At 40.4% G+C, this 13,033-nt stretch carries 8 protein-coding genes and 1 tRNA gene; all 9 read right to left on the reverse strand.

Going from position 1 to position 13,033, the window contains the following annotated elements; translation table 11 throughout:
• Positions 1–240: 240 nt before the first annotated feature.
• A tRNA-Asn gene (locus tag AC1DND_RS05315) sits at positions 241–317 on the reverse strand.
• Between the two features lie 198 nt (positions 318–515).
• Positions 516–2,081 carry a SusD/RagB family nutrient-binding outer membrane lipoprotein gene (locus AC1DND_RS05320; RefSeq protein WP_477579705.1) on the reverse strand — a complete coding sequence of 522 codons (1,566 nt, stop codon included), beginning with the start codon at positions 2,079–2,081 and terminating at the stop codon, positions 516–518.
• Positions 2,082–2,099: 18 nt separating this feature from the next.
• The gene (locus AC1DND_RS05325) at positions 2,100–5,327 is read right to left on the reverse strand and encodes a SusC/RagA family TonB-linked outer membrane protein (protein WP_477579707.1); all 3,228 of its coding nucleotides are present in this window, start codon (positions 5,325–5,327) and stop codon (positions 2,100–2,102) included.
• A gap of 106 nt (positions 5,328–5,433) precedes the next feature.
• A complete protein-coding gene (locus AC1DND_RS05330; RefSeq protein WP_477579709.1) occupies positions 5,434–6,594 on the reverse strand; it encodes a TIGR03364 family FAD-dependent oxidoreductase in 1,161 nt (386 codons plus the stop codon).
• 334 nt (positions 6,595–6,928) lie between these two features.
• Positions 6,929–8,248 (reverse strand): DUF5690 family protein, encoded by a 1,320-nt coding sequence (locus tag AC1DND_RS05335; RefSeq protein ID WP_477579711.1) that lies wholly within the window; start codon positions 8,246–8,248, stop codon positions 6,929–6,931.
• Between the two features lie 154 nt (positions 8,249–8,402).
• On the reverse strand, positions 8,403–9,293 hold the full coding sequence (locus AC1DND_RS05340; protein WP_477579713.1) for an alkaline phosphatase family protein: 891 nt from the start codon (positions 9,291–9,293) through the stop codon (positions 8,403–8,405).
• 91 nt (positions 9,294–9,384) lie between these two features.
• On the reverse strand, positions 9,385–9,954 hold the full coding sequence (locus AC1DND_RS05345) for a helix-turn-helix domain-containing protein (protein WP_477579715.1): 570 nt from the start codon (positions 9,952–9,954) through the stop codon (positions 9,385–9,387).
• Between the two features lie 138 nt (positions 9,955–10,092).
• On the reverse strand, positions 10,093–10,251 hold the full coding sequence (locus AC1DND_RS05350) for a hypothetical protein (protein ID WP_167346157.1): 159 nt from the start codon (positions 10,249–10,251) through the stop codon (positions 10,093–10,095).
• Positions 10,252–10,679: 428 nt separating this feature from the next.
• Positions 10,680–13,033 (reverse strand): outer membrane beta-barrel protein (locus AC1DND_RS05355; protein ID WP_477579717.1); only part of this gene is annotated, 2,354 nt, incomplete at its 5' end.

The raw sequence follows: 13,033 nt of genomic DNA on the forward strand, positions 1-13,033 counted from the left end.
GGGTTAGATTGATTAAAGCTATCAATAAATTTTGAAATACACAGGAAAATCAACTATAAACCAATCTTCAACGAAGCTGAGCTAAAAAGAAATATTTACTTTAAAAAGTTATTAACGCAAAAAACCTACAAATTTATTTTGGGTTTTGGCTCCCTCTGCTGGGCTCCCTTCGTCTGCGCTCAGGATAGACTTCTCGCCCAGCCCTAAACGCAAAAAACCCACAACTTTCGTTGTGGGTTTTGGCTCCCTCTGCTGGGCTCGAACCAGCGACCCTCTGATTAACAGTCAGATGCTCTAACCAGCTGAGCTAAGAAGGAGTACTGGTCGTTTCCTAAAACGAGGTTTATTTACACTTTGCAGTTAAATACCCTTGTTCGTTTTGGGAGTGCAATATTAGCGCTTTTAAACTATTTATGCAAAAATTAATTCAATTATTATTTAAGAAAACGATCCTCCCTTTACGGCGGAGGATCGTTTTGCAGATTTAAAACTGAATATCAACAGGTTACCCTCTTCTATTTAACAATCCAAGGCGCAAGGTTAATATCATCTACACCATTATACTGACGTTGCAATGCTACTTTTAGGTTTTCGCCATTGGTTGTTCTTTCGATATTGGGGTACTGAAAACGCTTGGGAATCCTGTTGCTATTACCTACGCCAGGACCTAAATCGAAAGTTGGCACACCTGTTCTGCGGTACTGATAGTAAGCTTCGAAGCCCGAATTACGGAAATAAGCCAGGTATTTCTGTGTCAGGATCTGCTTTAAACCATCGGCTGTATTACCGGCATATTTAACCGCAGCCTGCGAATAATAATCGCTTTCGAAAGAGAAATTAATATTAAAATTTTCAAATTCGCCCAGCTTCCCATCCTTTTTCAAAAAGGTGACCACATTAACACCGTCTTTAATACCATAGAAACYAACAGAAGCCTGAATCCCTTTTTTATACCAGCTTTCGGCATCGCCAGTAGCCCAACCGCGGTTAATGCCCTCTGCTTTGATAAAACAAAGCTCAGGATAAGCAATGATAAAAGTATTTTCGGCTGTATAACCACTATAATAGCGATAACGGCCAATCAGCGAATACAGTCCCTTCTGTACCTTATCCAACATTATCCCCTGATCTTCACCTGTAGGTGCACCAATAAAATTGCGGTAATCGGTAATGGCGTAACCATTGGCTTCGGCTATTCCTCTTGCCGGCTCAGCAACCATGTAGGCCCGGGGATCTTTAAGGGTCGAAAGCGTATTTAAATACGTACCAGCCATATTGTAACGCAGGGCATCATTACCAAAATTATCTTTATTGTTCGGGTATTTGTTAAAACTCTCGTTATACACAAACTGAAGATTATCGGCCATACTCTCCATAACCGGATATTTGGTCGGGTTGCCCAATACCGCAGCAAATTGTTGTTTTACCTGTAAGTCGGCATCATCTGCTTTTGTGCTCAAATTGATCAAAGTCCGTAATTTAAAGGTATTCACCACCTTTTGCCAGGCTACCAGGTCATTTTTAAGGTAGATATCGCCTTTTAATTCCTTGTTGCCTGCAACAATTAAAGCCGATAAATCGTTGTTCGATTCTTCTAACCAGGTTAACGATTGTTTAAAAATATCTTTTTGGGTATCGTACTTCGGGGTTAAGTTGGCGAAACCTTTTAAGGCGTCAGTCATTGGTAAATCGCCCACTTTCAAACTCATTTTCACAAAATAATACGCTTTAAAGAATTTAGCAAGTGCCAGGTAAGGCTTAGCTACCGCACCGCCTAAACGGTTGGCTTCCTCTTCCATTTTTACCACATTTTTCAAAGTCGTGTAATCTAACGAAGCACCTGTCCAATCGTAGTTATTGGTTGCGTAATAGAAATAATTGGCTGCAGTGTACTGGTTCCATCTTTCTGAGCCCGAAAAAGGCGCTTCGTACATATCGAACAAAATACCGTTCAATAATAAGTTTGGCGGAACGGTTTCGGCCTGGTTCGGATTTTTAAAATTTTCTTCAAATTCTTTCTTGCACCCGCCGCAAACAGCCACGATAATGAAGAGGAACAGGATTTTATATATTGATTTCATAATACTTATTGCTAAAGGTTAAAAAGTAACATTCAGGTTAAAACCTATACTTCTTGTAGTTGGTGTTTGCAGTGTAGAGGTACCTTCTCTGCCCGAGTACTGATCTACATCCACATCGTTATAAGTAGAATTGATAAAGTACAGGAGATTACGTCCCACTACCGAAATATTGGCCGATTTGATAAACGTGCGCTCCAATAGTTTCTTAGGCAATTGGTAGCCAAAAGTTACTTCGCGCAACTTGGCATAGGTGCGGCTCATCATGGTGTTCTCTTTGGCACCATAAAAAACGCCCAGATAATCCTGCAACAACTGCGGAGTGGTATTCGGCGCAAAAGTTAGGTCACCATAATTGGTAATTACACCCGTAACCGGATCGAAATTGAGCTTACCGTTATTGGCAACCACCACACCATCGCCTACCCAGGTGCCTTTATAAGTTGGATCGTTTACACGCAGGTAATCCTGATATCTGGCTTCGCCCATTTTACCCTGGATGGTTTCGATCTGACGACCGCCCTGGAACGATTTTAACCTCACATAATCTTGCATTACTCCACCCACTTTACCATCTAACTGGAAACTGAATGAGAAATTCTCATACCTGAATTTGTTACCGATGCTCCATACCCAGTTTGGATCGGCATGCCCCAGCAGCTGGTTAACCGGTAACGAAACCGGTGTTCCGCTTGAAGTATGAATCACCTGTCCGCTTGGTGTTTTAGCTAAAACAGAACCATAGATATTGTCGATACGGTCGCCGGTTTTAAAGAATTGATCAACCGATGTTTCGCCCGGGGCAAGTTCTTTGTAAATCTGTTTATAGGTAGACCAGTTGATCATAACATCCCAGCCAAATTTGTCGGTCATGATTGGTGCACCAGATAAACTTAACTCCACTCCACTGTTTTGCGTTTTACGGCCGTTGATGGTATTGGTTTGGTAACCTGTTGCTGCTGAGATATTTTGTCTGATAATTTTCGGCCCATCGATATACCTGAAATATGTAGCTTCGAAACCTAACCGGTTTTTAAGGAACTTCAGATCGATACCACCTTCGTAATTGGTTCTGCTCTGCGCTTTTACTGCATTCAGATCGATAAGGTTGTTGGTATAATAGGCACCTGTTTGGTTATTGTAGGTTGGCCTGATGCTGTATGGCGAAGAAAGACCATAACCAGGACCACCATATGACGAAGTATATTCTGCACCATAACCAATTGGATAAGTTTGCAGAGGCGTTGCACCAATAAATTCCTGTGTGCCCAAACCTGGATCTTTAACGTTTGCATACGATGCCCTTACTTTTGCAAATGAAATAAAAGCAGGCATTTTTACATAATCGGAGATTACCGAGCTTAGCGAAACCGAAGGATAGAATGCTGAATTGTTGCCTGGAGGAAGTGCAGAGTTTTTATCTACACGGCCAGTGGTATTGATGTTCAGGTACTTTTTAAAGCTCAAATCAACTGAGTAAAAAGCACTTAACACCAACATTTGTGAATTGAAATCGAATGCTTTTACCGGGTTTTTAGAATTCGAGAAGTTATATACATTTGGAACATTTAAATAATCGGTTGTGGTAAAGCTCGAATTGTAACTGAAGTTGCGGGCATTACCACCACCAAAAGCACTGATTTCGAATAAATCGCCAATATTTTTATTGTACTTTAAAATCAATTGCGTATTGTTTTCGAACATGCTGCGGCGGTCTTCCCTGTAATCGCCCAAACCTTCTTCACGTCCGTATGGGTGAGCAGAAAACGGCATTTTCTCGGTCCTTAACTGATCGTAAGTAGAGATCTGCGTTTTCAGCAATACATCCAATCCTTTGGTTACATTGTAGTTTAGAGAGGCATAACCGTTAATATCGTTCTTTTTATGTCCGCGTAACCACTCGTAAGATAAAAAATAAGGGTTGTGGTAACGCTGGTACTCGGCGTAAATAGACTGGATTCCTTCTTTGCCCGGCTGCCAGTAGTTTTTCATATCGTCGATATTCCAGTCGGCACCGCCCCAAAGGGTCATGTTATAAATCACACTGTTCGGTCCATAATTTACATCAGGAATATTATCAGAAAACTGGCGGCTATAATTGATGTAGGCTTCGGCTCTTAATTTCGGACTGATGTTATACGAGCCACTCACATTAAAATTGTTGATGTTTAATTGTGTGTTCGGTATAATTCCTTTTTGATAATTATTGGAAATAGAAACCCTTAAATTATACTTATCTGTTGCAGAAGATAAGGCAACGTTGTTTGCAGAAAGCAATCCGGTTTGGATAAAACGCTTTAAGTTATCCTTTCCACGGGCTACCCAAGGCGTACCCTGGCGCACGCCGTTCACAATCGGGCTATCATATTGAGGAATCAACTGACCGTCGAATTTTGGTCCCCAGATATCGTAATCACCATCATTTAAGCCACCACCTTTTCCATCACCAAAAGCGTATGCACTGTGCTCACCTGGCCCGTACTCGTCCTGGCTTTTCGGCAAAGCGATAAACCCTTTGTTAAACTGCGTGCTCGAATTTAGTTCTACAGTAAAACCTTTGTCGCTCAGTTTACCTCTTTTAGTGGTGATTAATAATGCACCATTATAAGCCTGATAACCATAAAGTGCCGCTGCTGCCGGGCCTTTAAGCACGGTATAAGTATCAATATCATCGGGATTGATGTTCCAGGTATCCGAATTGATCGGCACCCCATCTACGACAACTAAATTAACATCGTTACCGCGAAGGTAAAGCGACGAACGGCCCAAAAGTTCTGAAGATACCCCAACAGTTAAACCGGCAACCTTACCCACCAATCCGTTTACCGGATTAGCTTCCCTGGCTTTTACCAGATCGGCTCCTTTTACCTCCTGAATGGCATAGCCCAGGTTTCTTTTCTCTTTACGGATACCGAGGGCGGTAACCACTACCTCATTTAAATTTTTCGAGTCTGTTTTTAAAGTTACGGTAAGGTTTGCGCCAGTAACCTGAACTTCTTGCGGAAGAAATCCGATCGAACTAAAAACAAGTGTTTCACCTGTTTTGGCATCAAGTGTAAAGCGGCCCGATAAATCGGTAGAAGTAGCTTTTTTAGTCCCTTTTACCATTACGCTAACGCCTGGGATCGGCTGCTGCGCATCGTCTTTAACCAGACCAGCTATTTTTGTTTGTGCCCAGGAAAAATAAGGCGTGAGGCACAGTAACAGCAAAGCTACCATGCACATCTTCATCTTGTAGAGATGTTTCATTTATCTATAATTTTTTTTAGGTTTTATAGATGCAATGATAAGATGTGTATGTTAGCCTAATGCCAACTTTTAGTTAACAAAATACCCTATTTTTGTTTAGTATTTGTTAACTAAATATTTTCTTAATGCTTTCTGCGGCATAGCCTGCACTAGCAGTCATTCCTTTACCGCCAATAGCTGTACGGATATGGATACGATCGTCGAGATCGTAAGTTACAATATGTTTTGTTGCGTGCTGCGGATAAAATCCGGCCCAGATACTTTGCAGTTTGCGCACATCGAAATCAACTATCCGGGCTGCTTCTTCGAGCATGAGCTCATTAATGTGGTGGCTTAAATCGAAACCCAGATCGTCGAAATGGTTTACATCGGCATACACATGCGAATCGCCAATAATGATCGTATTATCTGCAGCCTTTTTAAACAGGATATGGATACCCCATTTTTTTAGCTCTTCGTAATGCTCAGGGGTTTTAATGCTTTTGAAAGAAGGGCAATAGTGTTCAAAACTCTCGTAACGCCTGGTGGTTAGCCCTGTTAAAATATTACCTGTTAAAGCTACTTCTGGCATAGGTATACTGCGCATCATCTGCAGCTTACTAACCACAATACCGCTCTCACTAAACAGATCGGGATAAAGCAGTTTAAATTCGTAACCGTTACAGATAATGGCTTTCTCTGCCGTAAAAAGTTCAGTATTGTTTCTTAAACCTACTTCAACACCAGTGCCTTTGCTTTCGCAGGCGGTAACCGGACTGTTGTATTTAAGTGTGTATTGTGCAAACTTAGTCTGCATATATTCATGCAGGCGGTAGATCATTTGATCTGGTGCTACACTAATTTCCTGGGGGAAAAAGATGGCTTCTTTGGCATAAGAAGATTTAATAGCAGGATATTTCTTTAAAACCGCTTCCTGATTAAGCAATTCGGTTTCGTAACCGATGGTATCGTAATGTGCTTTCAGCTCATGGATTAAGGTCTGCTCATCGTTATCTGATGCGATGTACACACTACCATTTTGCTGCACGGAAATATCGAATTCCTGCTGAATCGATTTATAAATATCTAGGCCAGCCACACCATATTCGAACCACTCGGCTTCCATACCCGAGGGTACCACCTGACCAAAATTGCGTACCGTAGCGCCAACCGGAAAATTGTCTTTTTCGAGCTGTAGTACCGATTTGCCCGAAAGTAAAGCATGGTAAGCATGGAATGTTCCTAAAATCCCTCCACCAATTACAATAAGATCGAAATGTTTATTCATTGTTTATTTTTTGCTGATCTCAGGATATTTTTAATTCATCCAGACATCAATGTTGAGTTAATATTGTTTAGCTACTTTATCTTTTAAAAATTACGCGTCATTCCCGCGCAGGCGGGAATCTTAAAGCTTATTGCATTACGATTATACATAAGCTTTCTTTTCTTCATAAGCATTCATGAGCACTACTTGGTTCCCAGTCAAGTTGAGAATGACGATCTCTTGAGGACCTCCGCGCCCTATACTTCTACCATTTAAGAAATGTAAGAAACATATAAGCTTAAATGACCTTATATTCCTTACATGGCAAAAAATGACATCCAAAAAAAACATCTTTTCACTTTCCTGCTAAAATTACACTCCCAGCCGCCTGCATCTTTTTGTTTGTAACCAAAGTTTTTCTTCTAAAATAGATCAAAGAAAGTACACTACACACCCCGCCAATTAATGGTATAGCAAACAAACACTGTTTAAAAAAGTGCATCCAGCTGGCATTCGTATCACCGAACTCATGAAACAGGAGTATTGAAAAGCTACCTACGTAACCAATAGAATCGGCCACATACATAATAAAACCGATGTTGCTCTTGTAATGAAAATTGGCAATCATCCGTTCAAAGAAAATAGCATTATAGGGAATGTAGGCCATATACAGTCCCATTCCCAGTAAAGCCATCCAGCTAACAGGCCCAATGTAGCCCCTATCAAAAAAGAATGTACTTACGCCAATTAGCAAACAGCCCGAAATAATCATGATATGGATCACGGTAAAAGCTTTGAGGTTATCTTTAATCAGGATCAAAAGCCCCATCATTACCAAGACCACAACCGAAATCAGGGTATCAATCTGCGTGTAGATATGGTTGTTGTGAATACCTAAGCCATTCCAGATTTCTACTTCGAAATTATCGCGCATATCGCGGATACAGGTAAGCAGTACGTAGATGATAATGGTTAAGATGATACCTGGCAAAAATGTTGTGATAAACTTTCTGCGCTGTTTCGCATCCATTGGCACCCGCTTGGTACGTAACTCCTGATCTTCTTTTGAAGGCGGCGGAATAACCTCCAGACAAAAAACAAACAGGAACAGCGGAAGCAGAAAAACCAGTCCGGTAAGAAAAGGCATCCAATAATCGGTTACCAAAGCAAACGACATCAGCGTACGTGCTACAGTTTTAACAAAACCTGAGGCAAATATTAAACTGATCGACATCAACGCACCCATAAATTCGGTTGTTTTTCTTCCTTCCAAATAACTGAATACCAAACCCCAGATCATGCCCAAAGGGAAACCATTGAGGAAAAGAAATACAATATTGTAAGGAGCAGGTACCAAAGCAAATCCGAGCAGGGCTAGCCAAGAAAAAAGGATCAGAAAAATGATGCTCCTTGCCCGGTTACTTTTCCCCGATTCGGAAATAAAACGGATACCATAAAACTTACTTAAGGTATAACCTACCATTTGTGCAATAACCAACCAAACTTTATAATCGATATGCAGAAATTCCTGATGCTCAAAAGTAGCAGAAGCAAAAGCTTTACGAAAGGCATACATACTGGTATAACAACCAAATGCTGCTATGCCACCAAGCATTGTAATTAACCAATAAGGCCAATTAAGTGCTTTTTTGCGGGCAAGATGAAGCAAACTCATCCTAATATCAGCTTATTTTGTTTATCATACCGAGCACCACTAATTTGATTGACATATGTATTTTTTAAAAACACAATAGTAAACATTGTTTATTATTAGTAAACAATGTCAAGATTATCAAATTGTTAAATTTTTACCATGTAGGACTTGTATTTTATTTCGTAAAAGCCTCTAATACCGGCCTTCCTCTCCAACTTTGCGGTTGTTGCAGCCTCATTAACCAGGCCAGTGTTGCGGCTGTATCGTAGGTAATAATTGCATCTTTTAATTCGTGGTTTTTACGAATACCAGGGCCCGAAATAATCCACGGGATCTGCACTTCATCAAGCGATTTACCACCATGGCCTTTACCTTTACCACCGTGATCGGCAGTAACCAGGATAACGGTTTCATCAGCTATGCCTGCATCGTTAACCGCTTTTACAATTTTACCTATCCGCTGGTCTACCAACTCCAGTTGTTTATAATAAGCTGGTGTACGGTGACCGATTGAATGCCCTGTACCATCAGGCTCGTCTAAATGCAAAAAGGTAAAATAAGGTTTTTCTTTTTTGATAATCGCAACAGTGGTATCGGTGCAAAAATCATCTTTATCGTTTCCGCTAACGATGATGTTTACTGCTTCTTTTTCAAATAAATAACCAATCCCGCTCCAGCTATACACAATAGCCGTTTTAGCCTGTTTTTTTTGATCTCTGATTACACTAAATATCCCAGGGAACAAACCATAAGATGTGTTGGTGATGGATGGGATTTCGGGCACTTTACTGTCCCATTCGGTATAACCATGTTCGGTTGGTCCAGCACCCATTAATAAGGAAGCCCAGTTTACAGCGCTGGAAGATGGCAATACACAACGTGCCTGTGTAGTCCACGAGCCGTTAGCCATTAGTGCTTTAAGATTAGGCATATTCGCTTCGGGCAAAGCGTAACCACCAAAACCATCGCAACCAATTAAGACAACATGTTTAATTTTTCTTGATTGCGCCTGGGCAAATGCACATAAACAAAGTAACAGTAAAGTACTTTTCAAAAATCTTTTCATATTCATATTTTCTATTACCAAACCTAAGATTGGTTTATAAAGATGAAGATAAGTATTTGTTAAGTATTAATAAACTTTGTTTACATAAATGTTATTCAAAAAAATAAATCACCAGCATTAGCGCCCTGCTATCGCCAATATTAACCGGGGTGTGAGAAAGCCTTCCATCGAAAAGCATAGAGTCTCCTTTTTCGAGTATGATTTTCTTTTTCGAAAACTGATATTCTACCCTACCTTCTATCATGTATTTAAATTCGAAGGCTTCGGTTTTCACCATTGGGCGATGCGCATTCACCTCGAGCTCGAGCAGTACAAAATCGGCAGTCGAAAACTTAATATTCTTAGTTAAAATACGCGAGTAGTTAAAACCTACAGCCTGTTCTTTTTCGAACTTCTGGTACTGATCTTTTCGTTTCACCAGAACGGGGGCATCTTTTTTATGAAAATTGATATCCTTAAAAAAACTGTTCAGATCTATCTGCAGACTTTTAATAATATCCATTAATACCATTAAAGACGGAATGGTACGACTATTTTCGATTTGAGAGATCAGCCCCTTGCTTACCTCTGCTTTATCTGCAAGCTCCTGAACGGTAATCCCCAGTTCTTTACGTCTTTCTTTAATTTTAAGGCTAATCTGTAAAAGAATTTCTTCTTGCATATGCTAAAATCGTGTTAATAACGCTAATGTATTATTTTATTCCTACAATCTAAATCAACAATCGCATTAGTTACGGAATTACATTTTAACGTGCTTATAAAAACAATCGCCGCCTTTTTATGGCGGCGATAGCAAAAATTAACGGTAATGCCCGGGCACCCAATACCGACCGCCATGAGGGCCAATATTATAATGCCCGCGTACCCAGTGTGCCCTTGGTGCACGTGCGCTCACCACGCATGCACTAAAATTAACCGCCATAACCAATAAGAGTAATGCATTTACAATCCTTTTCATAACCTAACCTTTTAAAAGTGAAAAATAAATCAAGCTTTATGCTGTGTGTTTTATTTTGACGGAGGAAGGATAGAAAAGGTTTAATTGGTTATATCAGAAAGATTTTCAGCGTTTTCAAACGGTCGTCATCTACCGGAGCAACGCGAAGTGTTCCAAAGRAACTCCTTCGGAGGAGAGATCYATCTAGRCAGATTTWGCTTCGCTGAGCCTTTGGGTTCTCGACTGCGTTGCACTCCGCTCGAAATGACGGCAACTTCAGAGAATTTTTACGCGTAGATTAATTCTGTCATTTATATTAATTTTTATAAAATTTATGGTTTGCGGCTTTTGCAGTAAATAGAATTCTCACCATGGGTGCCCATCGCCTCACAAAAAAAACGGCCCAACCTTGTTTAGGTCAGACCGTTGTATATTGATATTAAAAAAGATTAGAAACTATATCTTAATCCCAATTGCATCTGGTAACGTGAGGCAAAGAAATCTTTTGAATAAGAGGTTACATCTTTCTGTGCAAAGGTATATACCGGATATGCGGTTGGTGTACCTGCAGTTGCCACCTTAATACCTACACTTGCCATTGAATTATAAGTATTAGGAGAAAAATATTGAATTCCCCAATCTTTATTTACCAAATTGGTGAGGTTAATAATATCGTAAGTTAAGGTAAGTACATGTGGATGCTTTCCTTTTGCCACCTGAATATCCTGAGAGAAGCGGAAATCGGCCTGAACATTCCAAGGGGTGCGTGCACCATTACGCTCTGTAAAATCGCCACGACGGGTACTTAAGTATTTATCGTTATTGATATAATCATCAAATGCGGCAGCTTGCGCAATTCCTGCTGCGTTGTTGGCAARGAACTTTTGTGTTTCGCCTACAGCCGGAATATACATCAAACTTACGGTTTGGCCAGTTCCATTGATCCTGGTATTCACTAAACCCAATGAATAAGGAGAACCTGACTGGCCGCTGAAGAACAAGGAGAAGTTAGATACATATTTACCGTTTTTAGCCCAATCTAATCTGTAATTGATGGTCGAAATAATCCTGTTACGGATATCGAAATTAGAATAGGCCAAGCCTGGGTTATTTGGACTAAGGGCCTGGTTTAACTGCCAGTTAGATTCCATTGAATTACGGATACCATTGGCAATATCTTTCGATCGTCCGTAGGTATAAGCCACCATCATATCTAAACCGACAGGAAGTGATTTACTCACCTGAGCGGTTAAGCTATATTTATATCCTTTATCAGTGTTTGATAATAGGTAGGCATTGGTATATAAAGGATTAATTTTGGTGCCTGAATAAATAGGCTGCTGTTTCTGGGTATCATAAGCCATGTAAGTAGGATTATCCACATAGTTGATCTGCTGAAACTGCACATCTTTAATCACCTGACTAAAGATTCCCTCCACTGTAAATTTCCACTGGTCGTCTGTTTTATAATCGAAGGCTAAATTACTTCTCCATGCTTTTGGCATTTTAAAGTTATTATCCACCAAATCTACCTGTGTTGCACCTTTAGCATCTTTAACATTAACACCTTGATTAGTAACATAACCAGCTTCACCATTACCTGTTAAAGCATCTCTGATCGGATCGGTACCCGCTACTGGCTTTACAATTTTGGTAGGATCAGCATTGGCATAAACGTACGATTTATCGAAAGCGCCATAGTTTACACCATTGTTGTAATATGCATAACCGATCCATGCAAAAGGAACACGACTGGTAAACAAGCCGGTACCACCACGCATAACCAAACTTTGGTTACCCAACACATCGAAATTAAAGCCAACACGTGGAGAAATCTGGATTTTGTTCAGGAATTTCCCGGTAATTGATGATGGTTGTGTGTAAGTATAGGTTGTACCATAATTTGCATCAACCGGAGAATTAGTTGTTTTTGGACTCAGTGACGGCATATTGGGTAAATCAGCCATATCAAAGCGTAAACCCGGTGTTAATTTGAAACGGTCGCCAATACGGATTTCATCCTGACCATAAACACTGTACATGTTCACATTAAACTCTGCAGTTGGATTCGCAATAATGTGATCACGCGTATTGTCATCATAATTATAACTTGTACGTACCCTGTTTGGCTGGTTGGCCAAGAAATCGGCGATGCTGCTATAAGCCACACGGCCATTCCATGAGTTTACGAAACCATAGTTGATGTTATAAAACTCGTTGTGCGTACCAAAGGTAAAAGTATGGTTCCCCTTGCTGAAAGTATAGTTATCGGTAAATTCGAAAGTATTCTGTTTCATGTTGAAGATACTTGCCTCACGGTCGGTACCTAAAAACAATGTTCCTCCATTAGAAGCAATCTCAATCTGCGGCAAAGCCGGATTGGATAGCGGATCACGATAATCGTGAACGGTAGAATAACCTACAATTAAATTGTTGGTAGCTGAATTTCCGAAACGGGTTTTAAGATCGGCAACAGTTGATGTCTGATTATTGTTCTGTCTGAAATCGATACCGCCAAACCTGAAGTTAGACTGATCTCTTTCTAAGTTTGTTGCTTTCGAAATGATGGTATTATTTCTGATGGTTAGTTGGGTACTTTCACTGATGTTCCAATCTAAGCGGTTAAAGAATTTGTTAGACTGCGAATAGATGTTGTAATCGCCAAACGAACCGGCATCAACACCATAAGCTGTCTTCATGCGATCAGAAATCTGCTGTGCCTCAGTTAAGCTAAGCAATTTCATATCAGACGATCCTGCACCTAAAATTACCGGATCCTGACGGCGGGTAATCTCTTCATTGG

This window comes from Pedobacter sp. 01N416 (assembly GCF_056399685.1).

Coding starts and splice junctions, on each gene's coding strand:
- AC1DND_RS05350 (WP_167346157.1), bottom strand. CDS start 10,251: ATGAAAAGGATTGTAAATGCATTACTCTTATTGGTTATGGCGGTTAAT.
- AC1DND_RS05330 (WP_477579709.1), bottom strand. CDS start 6,594: ATGAATAAACATTTCGATCTTATTGTAATTGGTGGAGGGATTTTAGGA.
- AC1DND_RS05345 (WP_477579715.1), bottom strand. CDS start 9,954: ATGCAAGAAGAAATTCTTTTACAGATTAGCCTTAAAATTAAAGAAAGA.
- AC1DND_RS05340 (WP_477579713.1), bottom strand. CDS start 9,293: ATGAAAAGATTTTTGAAAAGTACTTTACTGTTACTTTGTTTATGTGCA.
- AC1DND_RS05335 (WP_477579711.1), bottom strand. CDS start 8,248: ATGAGTTTGCTTCATCTTGCCCGCAAAAAAGCACTTAATTGGCCTTAT.
- AC1DND_RS05325 (WP_477579707.1), bottom strand. CDS start 5,327: ATGAAACATCTCTACAAGATGAAGATGTGCATGGTAGCTTTGCTGTTA.